A 16549-nucleotide genomic window follows, 5' to 3' on the forward strand; every position below is an offset into this window, starting at 1 on the left:
GCCATGGGCCGGCCGTGCGCCGCCGGTGCGTCACCCATGCACCCGCCATGGACCGTCCGGCTCGCCCCACTTGGCCTTACCTACGGTAACCTTACTCCGAAGTAAGCCGAAAAGAGCCGCCCAGGACACCACCCGGGAGTGGGACATGGCCAACCCCTATCCACCCCTCACCGACACCCCCGCGCTCACCCCGCTCCTTCTCCGCGGCGCCCTCCTCTCCCCCTTCAAACGGCCCCGCGCCGACGCCGAGTTCCCCCGCACCCGGCTCGTCCTGCCCGGCGTCCGCGTGGATCTGGCGAAGCTGGCCGCCTACGAGCGGGTGTGCGGCTTCCCCACCGGTGACGACGCCCTGCCCATCACCTATCCGCACGTCCTCGGCTTCCCGCTGGCCATGCGCCTGATGAGCTGCCGCGCCTTCCCACTGCCGCTGCTCGGCCTGGTCCACACCTCGGTGGAGATCACCCGGCACACGGCGGTACCGGCCACCGGTGAGTACGAACTGACGGTCTACGTCGACGAGTTGGCCCCGCACCGGCGCGGAACCGAGGCGACGGTCACGACGGAGATGCGGGCCGACGACACCCTCGTCTGGGAGTCACGGAGCACCTACCTCGCCCGCCACCGCACCGAGGCGCAGCCGCCCGTAGTGGCCGAGCAGTCCGAGCCCCTGCCCACCGTCGCCGAGTGGCGGCTCGGCGAGGACGTGGGCCGGCGCTACGGCGCCGCGTCCGGCGACCGCAACCCCATCCACCTCCACCCGCTCACCGCCCGCCTGTTCGGCTTCCCACGGGCCATCGCGCACGGCATGTGGACGGCGGCCCGCTGTCTCGCCGCCCACGGGACGCCCGAACGCGCGCTGGTGCGGGCCGAGTTCAGGGCGCCGGTGCTGCTGCCGGGAACCGTGGAGTACGCGGCGCTCGACGACCGCTTCGCGCTGCGGGACGTGACCGGCCGGACACATGTGGAGGGGTTCGTGCGCCCGGCCGTTGCCTGAGCCCCGGTGAACACTGGGCGAACAAAAAACGTCCGGCTCCCTCAGGCGCATCTCGAAATCCCGGGCGAACAAAGGGCCCTTGAGGATTCCGCACAGGAAAACCCCAGCCCGCCCAAGGCACTTTCAAGACATCGCTCATACGTTCCTCAGGGTTCCTTCTTACCCTCGCCTCACTTCGCCGGACCCGCCAGGAAGGGCCCCTGAGCCATGCCCCCCAGACGCATCGCCGTACTCGCCGACTCGGACACCCGCTGGAAGTGGGGAGCGTCCGTGGCACAGCAGATCGCCCCGGGGCACGCCCTCGACGCGTACTTCCTGCGCGGCCGGTCGACCCCGACCGAGCGGCAGCTCGCCGAGATCGGCATCGAGCCCGACACCGCGCGCGAACTCCCCACCGCCGACCTGGTCGACGACGCGGACCTGGCCGACGCGGACATCGTCGTCATGGCCGTCTCCGGCGGCACGGTCCTCGCCCTCACCCACAGCCTCGGCCTCGCCTGGGCGGGCCGCGAACACCGGCCCATCACCGTCACCGGCTACGTCGGCGTCGTCTACGAGAAGATGATCGACGGACTGCTCACCCGCGGCGGCACCGACATCGTCCTCGCCAACTCCACCTACGACGCGGACCGGTTCGGCGCCGCGTTCGCGAGCGTCGAGATCGACCCGGACTCGGTCGTGGAGTGCGCCCTGCCCTTCCTCGGCGGCGAGCCCTACCGGCCGTCCACCGAACGGCCGTTCACCCTCACCTTCGCCGTCCAGCCCTCCGTCCCCAAGAGCAAGCAGGACCGCCTGCGGCTCCTGGAGCGGGCCGCCGCCCACGCCCGGCGCCACCCCGACCGCCAGGTCCTGATGAAGCTGCGCAGCCTCCCCGGCGAGCACACCACCCACGTCGAGGCCGACCCCTACCAGCTCCTCATCCAGAACCTCGCCGAACCCGCCCCCGCCAACCTCCAGTTGGTCTACGGCAACATGGGCGAGGTCCTCGACCGCACCGACCTCCTGGTCACCGTCAGCTCCACCGCCGCCCTCGAGTCGATGCAGCGGGGCATCCCCACCGCCATCCTCACCGACTTCGGCGTCCGCGAGGCACACGGCAACCACTACTTCATCCACTCCGGCTGCCTCGCCTCCTGGGACGAACTCGACGCCGGCGCCCTCCCGTTGCCCGACCCCGCCTGGGCCGACGCCCAGGGCATCGGCAAGAGCGACCCCTACGCCGCCGCCCGCACCCGCGTGGCCGCACTGCGCGCCGCGGGACCGCTGCCGACGCTGCGCCCCTACTACACACCGGAGCGCGCCGGCATCTACCTGGGCGGCCTGCTGGCCCGCAACGGCTTCGACGAGAAGGGCCGCCCCCTCAACACCCCGCTGGGCACGGGCGGTTCGGGTCTGAAGAGGGCCGTACGAGGAGTGGCCCGGCGCGGCGCCAAGGCCGTGTACCGGGTGGGATATCAGCGGGTGGCGCCGACGCTGCGCAAGTGGGGGGCCGTCTGAGACCTCAGGACCGGTCCTCGGTGCCGGCCGGCGGTGACCAGGGCCGCCCCTCCATCAGGTTGCCGAGGCCGGCCCAGGCGAAGTTCATCAGGGTCGCCGCCGTCTGCTTCGCGGTGACGCCCGGGGTCGCGTTGGACCAGGCGGCGAGGGACTCGGCGGCACCGACCAGCGCCTCCGCGAGGCCGGCCACCTCGCGCTCGGCGAGGTCGGGGTCACGGTCACGGTGCGCCTCGCGGGCGGTGACCGCGATCAACTCGGTGACGAACGCGACGAGTTCGGCGCGCAGCGCGGCCACCTCGGCCGCGAAGGGCTCGCCGTGGGTGCGGGCCTGGAGATGCAGGACGGACCAGCCGTCCGGATGCTGGGCGGTGTGCGTGAAGAACGCACGCAGCCCGTCCCAGAGTTGGCGGTCGGCGGGCGAGCGGGTGTCGACCCCGGCCCGCACCGCCTCGGTGAGCGCCTGTCCCTCGCGCCGGATGCACGCGGTGAACAAGTCTTCCTTCGAGTTCAGGTAGAGATACACCAACGGCTTTGACACGCCCGCGAGTTCGGCTATCTCGTCCATCGACGCGGCCATGTAGCCGCGCTGTCCGAAGGTCCGCACGGCGGCGTCGAGCATCTGCTGCTCACGGACCGCACGCGGCATCCGCTTGGTCTTCACGGCACCCATGGGGGCAAGGGTAGTTCGGCCCCAGGTGTCAGGAGGTCTGGCCCTGCGGTCCGGCGGCGTCGACCGCCTCGTCCTCCTGGTTGCGGTTGGCGTCCAGGTTCGCCTTCATCCGGTCGACCCGCTCGACGATCTGCACCGAGGCCCGGTCGCGCACCCCGCGCAGCACCACGAAGCTGATCGGCGCCGAGATCACCAGCGCCAGCAGCACGATCCACATGCCGTTGGACTCGCCGAAGCCGCGCGGGAAGACGCCGAGGTAGACGAGGCCCCAGACGACTCCGAGGCAGCCCGCGAAGACTCCGAGGCGCATCAGCGTGTAGCGGAACATCTCAATCCACTCTTCCGTAACCGTGACGAACAGGCCCAACCAGTGAAGCACGCGCCCCCACCGATCTTCGGGCGGGGTGCGCGCCGCTCACATCAACGGCAGCAGCATGAAGATGTCGTCCCGGTCGTCCCCCGGGGCGACGCGGATCGCGCCGGGCACCCGGCCGACCTCCTTGTAGCCGCAGGAGCCGTAGAACCGCTCCAGGCCGTGCCCGCCCCGGCAGGTGAGGCGGATCGCCTCGATGCCGTCGAGACCGCGCGCGGCCGTCTCGGCGGCGGCCAGCAGATCCCGCCCGTAACCCTTGCCCTGGTGGCGGGGGTGGACCATCACCGTGTAGAGCCACAGCCAGTGCAGCATCAGCCGGTGGGTGTTGAACGCGAGGAACACGGTCGCGGCGACCGTGCCCCTCTCGTCGCGGCCGACCAGCAGCCGGGTGCGGCCCTCCGCCATGGAGACGAAGTGCTTGATCAGCTCGGGCCGTATCTCGTCCACCGTGACCGGCGCGACGAAACCGACCGAGCCGCCCGCGTTGGAGACGTCCGCCCACAGCGTGAGGATCTCCTCGCGCAGGGCAGGGGTTATCGCGGGGTCCAGTTCGAAAGTGAGCGCCATCGTTCGGTGGTCACACTCGCATCGGCTGCGGGGACTCGCGCCGCGCCGGGTCCGGGCCGTCGTACTCGCGGATGATCTCGTAGCGCGTGTTCCGCTCGACCGGCTGGAAACCGGCGTCGCGGATCAGGTCGAGGAGGTCGTCGCGGGTGAGCTTGTTCGGGGTGCCGTAGTTGTCGGCGTCGTGCGTGATCTTGTACTCGACGACCGAGCCGTCCATGTCGTCCGCGCCGTGCTGGAGCGCGAGCTGCGCGGTCTGGACGCCGTGCATGACCCAGAAGACCTTGACGTGCGGGACGTTGTCGAAGAGCAGCCGCGAGACCGCGAAGGTCTTCAGGGCCTCGGCGCCGGTCGCCATCTGCGTGCGCGCCTGGAGCCGGTTGCGGACCTTGCCGTCCTTCATGTCCACGAAGTCGTGCTGGTAGCGCAGCGGGATGAAGACCTGGAAACCGCCGGTCTCGTCCTGGAGTTCACGCAGCCGCAGCACGTGGTCCACGCGGTGGCGGGGCTCCTCGATGTGGCCGTAGAGCATGGTGCACGGGGTCTTGAGCCCCTTCTCGTGCGCCAGCCGGTGGATGCGCGACCAGTCCTCCCAGTGCGTGCGGTGGTCCACGATGTGCTGACGGACCTCCCAGTCGAAGATCTCGGCGCCACCGCCGGTCAACGACTCCAGACCCGCGTCGATCAGCTCGTCGAGGATCTCGGAGGCGGAGAGCCCCGAGATCGTCTCGAAGTGATGGATCTCCGTCGCCGTGAAGGCCTTCAGCGAGACGTTCGGGAGGGCCTTCTTCAGCTCGCTCAGGGAGCGCGGGTAGTAGCGCCAGGGGAGGTTCGGGTGCAGGCCGTTGACGATGTGCAGCTCGGTGAGGTTCTCGCCCTCCATCGCCTTGGCGAGGCGGACGGCCTCCTCGATGCGCATCGTGTACGCGTCCTTCTCGCCCGGCTTGCGCTGGAACGAGCAGTAGGCGCAGGACGCCGTGCACACGTTGGTCATGTTGAGGTGGCGGTTGACGTTGAAGTGGACGACATCGCCGTTCTTCCGCGTCCGCACCTCGTGCGCCAGCCCGCCCAGCCAGGCCAGGTCGTCCGACTCGTACAGCGCGACGCCGTCCTCGCGGGACAGCCGCTCACCGGAGCGGACCTTCTGCTCCAGCTCGCGCTTGAGCCCGACATCCATGCCCTTACCTCTTCCTGAGACAACCTTGATAAACCGTACGCCTACGACTCTTCGGGCAGCTCTCCGACCCGGTTCTCCCACTTCGTGGAGAGCACGATGGTCGTACGCGTACGGGACACGCCCTTGGTCCCGGACAGCCGCCGGATGGTCTTCTCCAGGCCGTCCACGTCCGGTGCCCGCACCTTGAGCATGAACGAGTCCTCGCCCGCGATGAACCAGCAGTCCTCGATCTCGCTGAGGTCCTTCAGCCGGGCCGCCACGTCCTCGTGGTCGGCGGCGTCCGAGAGGGAGATGCCGATCAGGGCGATCACGCCGAGGCCGAGGGAGGCCGAGTCGACGGTCGCGCGGTAGCCGGTGATGACACCGGCCGCCTCCAGCCGGTTGATGCGGTCGGTGACGCTGGGTCCCGACAGGCCGACGAGGCGCCCCAGCTCCGCGTAGGAGGCCCGGCCGTTCTCTCTCAGGGCCTGGATGAGCTGCCTGTCCACCGCGTCCATGCGATCGATTGCCTTCCGGTGATGAGGATGAATACGTGGGTGCCGTACGTCAGTTGTCGGTGGTGCGTCAGTTGTCGGTGGTGCGGGAACCCCCGAGGTCGCCCTTCCACCGGCGGTACAGATCGTGCTCGACGCCCGCCGCGTCCAGGACCCGCCCGGCGACGAAGTCCACCAGGTCCTGGATGCGGGTGGCGCCGGCGTAGAAACCGGGCGAGGCCGGCACCACGGCCGCGCCCAGGTCGTCCAGGGTCACCAGGTGCCGCAGCGTCTGCCCGTTCAACGGCGTCTCGCGTACGGCGACCACCAGCCGGCGCCGCTCCTTGAGGGTCACGCTCGCCGCGCGCTGCAACAGGTCCTTGCTCAGCCCGAGGGCGACCCCGGCGACACAGGCGGTCGACGCGGGCACGATCAGCATCCCCTTCGCGGGGTACGACCCCGAGGACGGCCCCGCCGCGAGGTCGCCCGCGCTCCAGTGCCGTACGGCGTCGGTGTCGATGGCGTGCTGGAAGGTGCCGGGCTTGCCGTCGGCGCCGCGGGCCAGCCATTCGCGCAGGTCGTCCTGCCAGTGCGCGTCCCTGAAGGAGATCCCCGTCTCGTCGAGGAGGGTGAGCCGGGACGCCCGGGACACGACGAGGTCGACACTCTCGCCCGCGTCGAGCAGCCCGCGCAGCACCGCAGCCGCGTATGGGGTGCCGGAAGCGCCGGACACCCCTACGATCCAAGGCGTACGCGGCGTCTCTCCTGGCTTGACTGGGTTCACGGGACCGAGCCTAGCTGGCGTCGCGGAACGGGAACCGGTCAAGGGTGCCGGGGCGTTCTTCTGTGTGGACGAGTGGACCGTGGGGGGTGCCATGTCCGGTACGGAGTTGCAGTGGTCGCGGGGCGACCGCGCGAAGGCCGCGGCCAAGCTGATGGTGGGCTGGGTCGCGCTGTTGTGGCTGCTCGAAGTGGTGGACGTGGTGTCCGGCCACGCGCTCGACAGCCTCGGGATCGTGCCGCGCGAGCCGTCCCAGCTGATCGACATCGTGCCGGCCGCGTTCATCCACTTCGGCTTCGCCCATGTGGCGGCGAACAGTGTGCCGCTGCTGGTGTTCGGCTTCCTGGCGGCGCTGGGCGGCATCCGTCGCTTCGCCATGGTCTGCGCGCTGATCATCGTGGCGGACGGTCTCGGCGTCTGGCTCATATCCCCGGCGCACACCAACACGGCGGGCGCCTCCGGCCTGATCTTCGGCCTCTTCGGCTTCCTGCTGGTCACCGGCTTCGTCGAGCGCCGCCCGCTGGGCATAGCCGTCGGCCTGCTCATCGGCGTGGTCTGGGGCACGTCGATGCTGCTCGGGCTCGCGCCCACACAGTCGGGCGTCAGCTGGCAGGCGCACCTGATCGGGCTGGCGGCGGGGGTGGGGGCGGCGTTCGCGTTCCGGCGGCGGCCCATCGCCAGGGAGCGCGGCGCACTGAGCGTGTAGGCAGCTGCGTGCCGACGGCGTAGGGGACCGCGCGCCGACCGCGCGGAGAACTCTCGCACCGGCCACGCGAGGCGCCGCTGAACCGATCGCGGAGGCAGCCGTCGCGCTGACCGTGCGGGGCCGCCGCCGCACTCCGGCCGGACTTCGCGTTCCGGCGCCGCAGCACCAACCGGCGGCGCGGCACGCTGACCGCGCAGACCCGTCCGGGCCCGCGCTCAGACAGTCAGCCCGCGCACCAGCAGATCCAGCAGCGCGCACACGAACAGGGCAATCCCGATGAACCCGTTGACGCTGAAGAACGCCCTGTTCAACCGCGAAAGATCATGCGGCCGGACAATCGAGTGCTCGTAGACGAACGCGCCCGCGACGATCAGCAGGCCGAACCAGAAGAAGGCGCCCGCGCCGGTCGCCGCTCCGTACCAGGCGAGGAGGGCCGTGGTGACGGTGTGGCAGACGCGCGCGCCCCAGATGGACGCCGGGATGCCGAAGCGGGCCGGGACCGACATGACGCCGATCTCGCGGTCGGTCTCGATGTCCTGGCAGGCGTAGATCAGGTCGAAGCCGCCGATCCAGATGCCGACGGCGAGACCGAGGATCACCGCGTCCCAGGACCACTCGCCGGTGATCGCCAGCCAGCCGCCGACCGGGCCCATCGCCTGGGCGAGACCGAGGATGGCCTGCGGGAAGTTCGTGAACCGCTTGCCGTACGGGTAGATCACCATCGGGATCACCGCGATGGGAGCCAGTGCCAGACAGAGGGGATTCAGCAGGGCCGCCGAACCCAGGAACACGACCAGCGCGACGAGCGCGCCCGTCCACGCGTGCTTGACCGTCATCGCGCCGGTCACCAGCTCGCGGTGCGCGGTGCGCGGGTTACGGGCGTCGATCTCCCGGTCGATGATCCGGTTCACCGCCATCGCGAACGTCCGCAGGCCCACCATGCAGATGGTGACCAGCAGCAACCGCCCCCAGTGGATGTTCTTGTCCCACTGGAACATCGCGGTCAGCGCCGCGATGTAGGCGAAGGGCAGGGCGAAGACGGAGTGCTCGATCATGACGAGGCGTAGGAACGCCTTGGTGCGCCCCGGCTGCGGGATCGCGGCTGACGCGCTGCTCACAGGCCGTACTCCTTCCACCGGCGGTCGACCTTCGCCGCCGTCTCCGGGTCGGACAGCACCATCTCGGGCCAGCCGCCGTCCCGCGTGTAGCCCTCCTCGGGCCACTTCCTCGTCGCGTCGATCCCCGCCTTGCCGCCCCAGAACTGCTGGTAGGAGGCATGGTCGAGATGATCGACGGGTCCTTCCACGACCGAGAGGTCACGGGCGTAGTCCGTGTTGCCCAGCGCCCGCCACGCGACCTCGTGCAGATCGTGGACGTCGCAGTCGGCGTCGACGACCACGATCAGCTTGGTCAGGGACATCATGTGCGCACCCCAGACCGCGTGCATCACCTTCTGGGCGTGCTTCGGGTACTTCTTGTCGATGGAGACGATCGCGCAGTTGTGGAATCCGCCCGCTTCGGGCAGGTGGTAGTCCACGATGTCCGGCACGATGATCTTCAGCAGCGGCAGGAAGAACCGCTCCGTCGCCCGTCCCAGCGGTCCGTCCTCCGTCGGAGGCCGCCCTACGACGATCGACTGAAGCAACGGCCGCTTCCGCATCGTGACGCAGTCGATGGTGAGGGCCGGGAAGGGCTCCTGCGGCGTGTAGAAACCGGTGTGGTCCCCGAACGGCCCCTCCGGCAGCATCTCGCCGGGCTCCAGCCACCCTTCGATGACGACCTCGGCCTGCGCCGGCACCTGCAACGGCACGGTCTTGCAGTCGACCATCTCGATCCGCTTACCCGCGATGAACCCGGCGAACAGGTACTCGTCGATGTCCCCGGGAAGCGGCGCGGTGGAGGCGTAGGTCACGGCCGGCGGACACCCGAAGGCGATCGCGACCGGCAGCCGCTCGCCCCGCCGCGCGGCGACCTGGTAGTGGTTCCGGCTGTCCTTGTGGATCTGCCAGTGCATGCCGATGGTGCGCTTGTCGTGCCGCTGGAGCCGGTAGAGCCCGAGATTGCGGATCCCGCTCTCCGGGTCCTTGGTGTGCGTGAGCCCCAGATTGAAGAAGGACCCGCCGTCCTGCGGCCAGGTGAACAGCGCGGGCAGCGCGTCGAGATCGACGTCGTCCCCTTGGAGGACGACCTCCTGCACGGGCGCGTCCTTGACCTTCTTCGGCGGTACGTGCGTCATCGCACCGAGCTTCCCGAAGGCGTCCCGCACCCCCACGAACCCCTGGGGCAGCTCGGGCCGCAGCAGCCCGCCGATCTTGTCGGAGATGTCGCCGTACGACTTCAGCCCGAGTGCCTTCAGCAGCCGCCGGTCGGTCCCGAAGACGTTCATGGCGAGGGGCATGCTCGATCCGCGGACGTTCTCGAAGAGAAGCGCGGGCCCACCGGCCTTCTGGACCCGGTCGACGATCTCCCCGACCTCCAGATACGGGTCCACCTCGGCCTTGATGCGCTTGAGGTCTCCCTCGCGCTCCAGTGCCCTGAGCAGGGAGCGAAGATCGTCGTAAGCCATGTGTCCAAGTATCGGCCACCCGCTAACCTGACCCCGTCACCGGGGCCGTCCCACCACTCAGGAGAATCTCGCCGCCATGCTCAGGTATCTGCCCTTCCTGCTGGTCCTGGCCCTGTGGATCTACGCCTTCGTGGACTGCCTGAACACACCCGAGGAGGATGTGCGGGGCATGCCGAAGCTGGCGTGGGTGTTCGTGATCCTGCTCTTCGGCGAGGTCCTGGTCGGTCCGGTCGCGTGGCTGATCGCGGGCCGGGCGCGGCGGAACCCGGACGGGGCGACGGCCGCGGAGGGCCGGTGGGTCGCGCCGGACGACAACCCCGAGTTCCTGAAGTCCCTGAACAAGGACGACCCGAAGCCGGACCCGAAGACCGAGTAGACCGAGCAGTACGTGCAGGTTGTACGCCGGTGAGCGGCCCGGTACGGACAATGCGCCTCTGGGCCCGGACCGGCAGGAACCGGACACTTACCTCGCATGACGACTGCTCCCGCCGACTCAACCGGCACCCTCGCCCCCGAATACGGTGACAAGGTCATCGCCGTCGAGACGGCCGGTGCCGAGCCCATCCCCGACACGGAACGCCACGGCAGCCCGCTCCAGCTGCTCTGGACCTGGGCCTCCCCGAACATCGAGTTCGCGACCGTCTACATCGGTGTGATCTCGGTCCTCTTCTTCGGCCTGAGCTTCTGGCAGGCGACCGCCGCGATCGTCCTGGGCACCGGCCTCGGCGCGATCACCCAGGGCTTCCTCTCCCTGGACGGCCCGCGCTTCGGCGTCCCGCAGATGGTGATCGGCCGCTTCTCCTTCGGCTTCCGCGGCAACATCCTCCCGTCGGCGGCCAACGGCCTTGTCGCGGGCGTCGGTTGGTTCGCGGTGAACAGCGTGAGCGCGGCCTTCGCACTGAACACACTGACGGGTCTACGTCCCCTGCCGTCGCTGTTGCTGGTGGTCGTGGCCGAGATCCTGATCGGCTTCATCGGCCACAACTTCGTGCACACCTTCGAGAAGTACGCGTTCCCGGCACTCGCGGTGATCTTCCTGCTGGCCGGCGTGTGGACCTTCAAGGACGCGCACCTCGGCGGGGGCGGCACGGGCGGCGGCGTGGGCGGCTTCCTGCTCGCGTTCAGCGCGGCCTGGGGCTACGCGGCGGGCTGGAACCCGTACGCCACGGACTACTCGCGCTATCTCCCCCGTACGGCGAACAAGTTCAAGACCATCCTCTACCCGGCGGTCGGCCTGTTCGTGTCGGTCACGATCGTCGCCGTCATGGGCGCGGCCTCGGCAACGCTCGTCGCCCCCAAGGACGCCACCCCGACGGCCGCCTTCACCGGCCATCTCCCCGGCTGGCTGGGCGACTTGGTGCTGATCGCGATCATCCTCGGCGCGGTCTCGGCGAACGCCCTGAACGTCTACTCCGGCGCGATCTCCCTCACCGCGCTGGGCCTGAAGCTCCCCGCGTGGCTCAATCGCAGTGTCCTGGTGGTGGTCTCGGGCGTGGCCGGTACGGCGGCGGCGTGGGCGTCGCTGTCCGACGCGGGCTCGGCGTACGAGGCGTTCCTGCTGGTCATCGCGTACTGGGTGGCACCCTGGCTGGGCGTGGTCCTGGTGGAGCGCTGGTTCCAGTCCCGTACGCCCACCGAGGAACTGGCTCCCCGCCTCACCGACCCCACCTTCACCAACTGGCCCGGCCTGGCAGCCCTGTTGATCGGCATCGCGGTCTCGGTCCCGCTCTTCTCCAACCAGGAGGACTACGTCGGCTACGTCCCGAAGCACTGGCCGTCGTTCGGCGACAGTACGCCGATCGTGGGGTTCGTGCTGAGCGCGGTGCTGTATGCGGTGCTGCGGTCGGCACTGGGAACGAAGGGGCGGGTTCAGGCTCAACCGGTCAGGGCCGACGCCTGATCCACGTGCTCGACCCTGATGTACCGGCCGTTCTCCGCGCCGTAGGCCTTCTCGACGATCGGTCGTGCCGTGTCGGGGTCGTCGACCCCGACCCGCACGAACCCCCGCTCGTCCACGCCGACTTCGCGCATCTGGAAGGTGCCGTCCCAGCGCCTCATGTCGTCGCCGACGCGCTCGGCCAGCGCGTCGAGCGTCTTCCGGTCGACGTCGGCGTCGCGCAGCCGCACGGTCACGCCCTTCACGACGGACCCGCAGACCTCGTCGTCGAAGGCGGCCGAGGGCACGCGCCACACGTCCAGGCTCCTGCTGTCCTCGTCGAGGGCGAGGCCGGTGTACACGGAGGCGTAGCGGTGGGCGTGGGCGAGCTTGTCGATGCGGGCGACGACGCGTTCGAGGGGTTCGAGGGGGGAGTCGTCGTCGTAGGCGTGGGGGAGGCTGTCGACGGGGCGGGTGCCGACGCACTCGCGATCGACGCCGGCGCCGGTGACGGCCTTCGGCCGGGCGCCGCTCACGGTCCTGTCGTCGGCACCCATATTCATGAGCCCGCGCACGGCCAGAGCGGCCAGGACCGCCACAGCGACGATCGCGACGACCACGAAGGTCCACAGGTACTTCTTCAGATGCTTCTTCACGCCGAATCCCCCTCCTACGCCTGACCCGACACTGTGACGCGGCGGGAGCCGGAGGCGTTCGGAGCCCACCGTCGGGGCAGCCTGATGAAAAGGCAACCCGGGGGGGTGCACAGTGGCTCGTGCAGTGGGGATCGACCTTGGTACGACGCATTCCACGGTCAGTGTCGTCGAGGGCGGTGAGCCCACCGTCATCAGCAACGCGGAGGGCGCCAGGACCACACCGTCCGTCGTCGCCTTCACGAAGGACGGCGAGGTGCTGGTCGGCGAGTCGGCCAGGCGGCAGGCCGTGACCAACGCGGACCGCACCATCAGTTCGGTCAAGCGTCACATGGGCACCGATTGGACGATCGAGCTCGACGGGAAGACCTTCAACCCGCAGCAGATCAGCGCGTTCGTCCTGCAGAAGCTGAAACGGGACGCCGAGGCCTACCTGCGCGAGACGGTCACCGACGCCGTGATCACCGTCCCGGCGTACTTCGGCGACTCCGAGCGGCAGGCCACCAAGGAGGCCGGCGAGATCGCGGGGCTGAACGTCCTGCGCATCATCAGCGAGCCGACCGCCGCCGCTCTCGCCTACGGGGTGGACAAGGACGACGAGACAGTCGTGGTCATCCACTTCGGGGGCGGCACCTTCGACGTGTCGCTGCTGGAGATCGACGGCGGCGTGGTGGAGGTGAAGGCCACCAGCGGCGACAACCGGCTCGGCGGTGACGACTGGGACCAGCGCGTCGTCGACCACCTGGTCGAGCAGTTCACAGTCGGCCACCGCTTCCGCCTCACCGACGACGGGGCCGCGCTACGGCGCCTGCGCGAGGCCGCGGAGAAGGCTAAGACCGAGCTGTCCTCGACCACCGAGACCACGATCGTGCTGCCCTACCTCACGACCTCCTACGCCAAGGGACCGCTGCACCTGGAGGAGAGGCTCACCCGAGACATGTTCCAGCAGCTGACGGCCGACCTCCTGGAACGCTGCAAGGCGCCGTTCCACAACGTCCTCAAGGACGCGGGCATCCCCCTCAAGGACATCGACCATGTCGTCCTCGTCGGCGGCTCCACCCGGATGCCCGCCGTCATCGAGCTGATCGACGAACTGACCGGGGGCAAGGAACGCCGACGCGTCCGTTCGGACGACCCGGTCGCCGCCGGTGCCGCACTCCAGGCGGCCATCCTCAAGCACGAGACCCGGGACCTCATGCTGCTCGACGTCACCCCGATGTCCTTAGGCATCGAGACCAAGGGCGGCATCATGAGCAAGCTCATCGAGCGCAACACCACGATCCCGACCAAGCGCTCCGAGATCTTCACGACGGCACGGGACAGCCAGGCGGAGTTAAGTATCGAGGTCTTCCAGGGCGAGCGCGCGATCACCGCGTACAACAAGAAGCTCGGCACAGTCGAGTTGACCGGTCTGCCTCCGGCGAAGAGCGGCGACCCGCAGATCGAGATCGCCTTCGACATCGACGCCAACGGCATCCTGGGCGTCTCCGCCAAGGACCTCGGCAGTGGCATGGAGCGGCGCGTGGTGGTCACCGGCCGCTCCGCACTGCCCAGGGCCGACCTGGCGCGCATGACGCGTGAGGCCGAGCGGTACGCGGAGCGGGAGCGTCTGCGCCGCGAGGTCGCCGAGGCGCGTGACCAGGGCGAGCGGCTCATCAACTCCACCGAGAAGTCCCTCAAGGATCGCGGGGACCACGGGGACACGGTGCCGACCGACATCAGGACCGAGATCGAGTCCACGGTCGGCGAGCTCAAGGAAGCCCTGAAGGGCTCGGACGCCGCGGCCGTCCGCGAGGCCACCGAGAGGGCCGCCGCTGTCATCGGGGCGTTACTGGACCGGCTGCCCTAAGCATCACGGACGCGGAACGGTCAGCGCACCCAGCTGCCGGTGAGGGTCTGGACGGCGGAGCCGTCGGGGTCGGCGAGGGTCGTGGCGACGAAGTCGCGGGCCCACTGCGAGGTCTGGACGCGGAAGGGCGGGTGGGCGGCGGTCAGGGCCTCGACGATCGGGGCGGCCGCCTCGGCCGGGGTCTGGGCGTTGCCGAACGACTGCTGGGTGCGGGCGATGTAGGCCTGAAGCGCCGGGGCATACGGACCGGCGGCGGCGAGCAGGGCCGGGACGTCCAGGCCGAGGTTGGCGACGAACTCGCTCGCCACCGCGCCCGGTTCGACCACGGTGACGTCGACGCCGACGGTCGCGGCGACCGGCGCGAGCGACTGCATGAAGCCCTCGACGGCGAACTTGGCCGCGCAGTACGCCTCGTTGAAGGGCTGGCCGACGACGCCGCCGACGCTGGTGACGGTGATCACCCGGCCCTTCGACGCGCGGAGGTGCGGCAGGGCGGCCCGGGTCATCGCCACCACGCCGAAGAAGTTGACCTCCATCGCCGCGCGGACGTCCTCGACGCTGCTCTGCTCGATGGTCCCGACCTGGGCTGCCCCGGCGTTGTTGACCAGCGCGTCCAGGCGGCCGTGCTCGGCGACGACCTCGTCCAGGCAGGCGGTGAGGCCGTCGGTGTCGGTCACGTCCAGGCGCCTGACCTGGACGCGGTTCGCGACGCCCGCCTCGGTGGCGGCCTTGAGCAGGGCGTCCGCCTTGCCGGTGTCGCGCATGGTGGCGACGGTCGTCCAGCCCGCCCGTGCGGTGCCTACGGCCGTGGCCAGGCCGATGCCGGAGGACGTGCCGGTGATCAGAACCGTCTTCGGGGAGGTCATGAGGGGATTCCTTGCCTGGGAGGGTGCGACGGGCACTTGTTCAGCACATGACCCGATTCATTCTGCACGCAGTACGAGTTCCAGCAGCCCCGGGAACCGGGCGCCGAACTCTTCCCTCCGCAGCCGGTTGACCCGCTTGGGCCCCTCGTCCCGCTGTTCCACGATCCCCGCGCCCCGCAGCACGGCGAAGTGGTGGCTCAGGGCGGCCTTGCCCACCGGCACGTCGAAGCTGCCGCAACTCCGGGACCAGTCCGCCGAACCGGCCAACTCCCTCACCAGGGTGATGCGTACGGGATCGGCGAGGGCGGCGAGAGCCGTCTGTACGGGGACGCCGTCGGGGTGGGTGTGTTCGGGGGCGGGGCGGTGGCTGGTGCCGACGCCGGTCCGCTGTGCCGCCATGTCCGCCTCCCGCTTGCCGAGTGTTCGATGAAAACCATACACTCGCGAGTGTTCGCTTTTCATTGAACAGTCGAGCGGGGAGTGTGTACGGCATGCGCGCAGTCGAGTTCCAGGAGTACGGCGGCCCCGAGGTCCTGAAGGTCGTGGAGACGGAGATCCCGCGCCCCGGCCCAGGACAGGTCAGCATCGACGTGACCTATACCGGGGTGAACTTCGCCGACCTCAAGGCGCGCGCCGAGGGGTACCGGGTGCCAAGTCTCCCTTTCGTACCGGGACTTGAGGTCTCGGGCCGCATCCGAGAGGTCGGTGCCGGCGTCGAAGGCCTCACCGAGGGTCAGGAGGTGGCGGCCCTGACGGCGGGCGGCGCGTACGCGGAGGTGGTCGCAACCGAGGCGACGACGACCTTCCCTCTCCCCAAGAACGTGGACCTCCGCACGGCCGCAACCCTCCCCACCGTCCTCCCGACCGCCTACGCCCTCGTCCACACCGTCGGCCGCCTCCAGCCCGGCGAGACGGTGCTCGTGCAGGGCGCGGCGGGCGGAATCGGCACGGTGGTGGGGCAGTTGGCGCGGGCGGCGGGGGCCGGGGCGGTGTACGGGGTCGTATCGAGCGCGGCGAAGGCGGAGTTCGCGCGGGGATACGGCTACGACGACGTATTCGTGGGCGAGTTCGAGGCACCGGTGCGGGCGGCGACGTCCGGCCGCGGAGTCGATCTGGCCCTGGACCCGGTGGGCGGCGACACCCTCCGCGCCGCCCTGGCCTCCCTCGCTACCTACGGCCGCCTGGTCTCCTTCGGCAACGCGAGCTCGGCGCCACCGTGGCAGGTGGGCCAGCCCGACCTGTACCCCGGCGCCCTCTCCGTCTCCGGCTTCTCGATCCTCACCCTCGCGAGGACGGACCCGACGGCACTCCGAACCCTGACCGAACAGGCATTCGCCACGGCGGCGGACGGGACCGTGTCGTTGCCGGTCACGGCGGAGTTCGACCTGGCGGAGGCGGCCGAGGCACACCGGTTGATGGGGGCACGGACGAGCACGGGGAAGTTGCTGCTCAGGGTGGCGGAATCGCGGTGAGTGCAGTGGGCGCCTGTTGCTAGAAGTCACCG

The 16549-nt window shown here is 69.9% G+C and carries 18 protein-coding genes; 7 read left to right on the top strand and 11 right to left on the bottom strand.

What is annotated here, in order from left to right:
• Window positions 1-145: 145 nt before the first annotated feature.
• Window positions 146-994, top strand: a complete 849-nt coding sequence (locus SSP08S_RS45480; RefSeq protein ID WP_019074318.1) for a MaoC family dehydratase — start codon at window positions 146-148, stop codon at window positions 992-994.
• A 207-nt stretch (window positions 995-1201) separates the two neighbouring features.
• A complete protein-coding gene (locus tag SSP08S_RS45485) occupies window positions 1202-2491 on the top strand; it encodes a DUF6716 putative glycosyltransferase (RefSeq protein WP_019074319.1) in 1290 nt (429 codons plus the stop codon).
• 4 nt (window positions 2492-2495) lie between these two features.
• Here the strand turns inward: SSP08S_RS45485 and SSP08S_RS45490 are convergent, their stop codons facing one another.
• The 6 genes from SSP08S_RS45490 to SSP08S_RS45515 all read right to left on the bottom strand — a co-directional run bounded on the left by SSP08S_RS45490 (window position 2496) and on the right by SSP08S_RS45515 (window position 6532).
• Window positions 2496-3161 carry a TetR/AcrR family transcriptional regulator gene (locus tag SSP08S_RS45490; RefSeq protein WP_019074320.1) on the bottom strand — a complete coding sequence of 222 codons (666 nt, stop codon included), beginning with the start codon at window positions 3159-3161 and terminating at the stop codon, window positions 2496-2498.
• A 28-nt stretch (window positions 3162-3189) separates the two neighbouring features.
• Window positions 3190-3489: a DUF4229 domain-containing protein gene (locus SSP08S_RS45495; protein WP_019074321.1), complete on the bottom strand. Its 300-nt coding sequence runs from the start codon at window positions 3487-3489 to the stop codon at window positions 3190-3192.
• Window positions 3490-3576: 87 nt separating this feature from the next.
• Window positions 3577-4101 (bottom strand): GNAT family N-acetyltransferase, encoded by a 525-nt coding sequence (locus SSP08S_RS45500; RefSeq protein ID WP_019074322.1) that lies wholly within the window; start codon window positions 4099-4101, stop codon window positions 3577-3579.
• Window positions 4102-4111: 10 nt separating this feature from the next.
• Complete coding sequence (mqnE, locus tag SSP08S_RS45505; protein WP_019074323.1) at window positions 4112-5275, bottom strand: aminofutalosine synthase MqnE; 1164 nt, start codon at window positions 5273-5275, stop codon at window positions 4112-4114.
• A 41-nt stretch (window positions 5276-5316) separates the two neighbouring features.
• The gene (locus SSP08S_RS45510; protein WP_019074324.1) at window positions 5317-5772 is read right to left on the bottom strand and encodes an Lrp/AsnC family transcriptional regulator; all 456 of its coding nucleotides are present in this window, start codon (window positions 5770-5772) and stop codon (window positions 5317-5319) included.
• Between the two features lie 67 nt (window positions 5773-5839).
• Window positions 5840-6532, bottom strand: a complete 693-nt coding sequence (locus SSP08S_RS45515; protein WP_078532753.1) for a UbiX family flavin prenyltransferase — start codon at window positions 6530-6532, stop codon at window positions 5840-5842.
• 91 nt (window positions 6533-6623) lie between these two features.
• On the opposite strand from SSP08S_RS45515, the gene SSP08S_RS45520 reads away from it, so the two are divergent.
• Window positions 6624-7235 (top strand): rhomboid family intramembrane serine protease, encoded by a 612-nt coding sequence (locus tag SSP08S_RS45520; RefSeq protein WP_026179393.1) that lies wholly within the window; start codon window positions 6624-6626, stop codon window positions 7233-7235.
• Window positions 7236-7450: 215 nt separating this feature from the next.
• Here the strand turns inward: SSP08S_RS45520 and mqnP are convergent, their stop codons facing one another.
• Together mqnP and SSP08S_RS45530 are read right to left on the bottom strand one after the other, a co-directional pair.
• Window positions 7451-8353 carry a menaquinone biosynthesis prenyltransferase MqnP gene (mqnP, locus tag SSP08S_RS45525; RefSeq protein ID WP_019074327.1) on the bottom strand — a complete coding sequence of 301 codons (903 nt, stop codon included), beginning with the start codon at window positions 8351-8353 and terminating at the stop codon, window positions 7451-7453.
• Window positions 8350-9801: a menaquinone biosynthesis decarboxylase gene (locus SSP08S_RS45530; RefSeq protein WP_019074328.1), complete on the bottom strand. Its 1452-nt coding sequence runs from the start codon at window positions 9799-9801 to the stop codon at window positions 8350-8352. Before SSP08S_RS45530 ends, mqnP begins: the two co-directional genes overlap by 4 nt.
• Window positions 9802-9877: 76 nt before the next feature.
• On the opposite strand from SSP08S_RS45530, the gene SSP08S_RS45535 reads away from it, so the two are divergent.
• Together SSP08S_RS45535 and SSP08S_RS45540 are read left to right on the top strand one after the other, a co-directional pair.
• Window positions 9878-10177, top strand: a complete 300-nt coding sequence (locus SSP08S_RS45535) for a PLD nuclease N-terminal domain-containing protein (RefSeq protein WP_019074329.1) — start codon at window positions 9878-9880, stop codon at window positions 10175-10177.
• A 96-nt stretch (window positions 10178-10273) separates the two neighbouring features.
• Window positions 10274-11701, top strand: coding sequence for a purine-cytosine permease family protein (locus SSP08S_RS45540; protein WP_019074330.1), 1428 nt, complete (start codon window positions 10274-10276; stop codon window positions 11699-11701).
• Here SSP08S_RS45540 and SSP08S_RS45545 read toward each other — a convergent pair.
• Entirely contained in the window at window positions 11677-12333 is a 657-nt protein-coding gene (locus tag SSP08S_RS45545) for a hypothetical protein (RefSeq protein WP_019074331.1), read from the bottom strand. The two genes, SSP08S_RS45540 and SSP08S_RS45545, sit on opposite strands and share 25 nt — an antisense overlap.
• Window positions 12334-12445: 112 nt before the next feature.
• On the opposite strand from SSP08S_RS45545, the gene dnaK reads away from it, so the two are divergent.
• Window positions 12446-14179, top strand: a complete 1734-nt coding sequence (dnaK, locus tag SSP08S_RS57240) for a molecular chaperone DnaK (protein WP_078532754.1) — start codon at window positions 12446-12448, stop codon at window positions 14177-14179.
• A 20-nt stretch (window positions 14180-14199) separates the two neighbouring features.
• Here the strand turns inward: dnaK and SSP08S_RS45555 are convergent, their stop codons facing one another.
• Together SSP08S_RS45555 and SSP08S_RS45560 are read right to left on the bottom strand one after the other, a co-directional pair.
• Window positions 14200-15045, bottom strand: coding sequence for an SDR family oxidoreductase (locus tag SSP08S_RS45555; RefSeq protein ID WP_019074333.1), 846 nt, complete (start codon window positions 15043-15045; stop codon window positions 14200-14202).
• A 57-nt stretch (window positions 15046-15102) separates the two neighbouring features.
• Window positions 15103-15444, bottom strand: a complete 342-nt coding sequence (locus tag SSP08S_RS45560) for an ArsR/SmtB family transcription factor (protein WP_019074334.1) — start codon at window positions 15442-15444, stop codon at window positions 15103-15105.
• A gap of 92 nt (window positions 15445-15536) precedes the next feature.
• Between SSP08S_RS45560 and SSP08S_RS45565 the strand changes: the two genes are divergently transcribed.
• Window positions 15537-16517 (top strand): quinone oxidoreductase family protein, encoded by a 981-nt coding sequence (locus SSP08S_RS45565; RefSeq protein ID WP_019074335.1) that lies wholly within the window; start codon window positions 15537-15539, stop codon window positions 16515-16517.
• Window positions 16518-16549: the final 32 nt, after the last annotated feature.

Source organism: Streptomyces hokutonensis, assembly GCF_000376565.1.
GTDB classification, from domain to species: Bacteria; Actinomycetota; Actinomycetes; order Streptomycetales; family Streptomycetaceae; genus Streptomyces; species Streptomyces hokutonensis.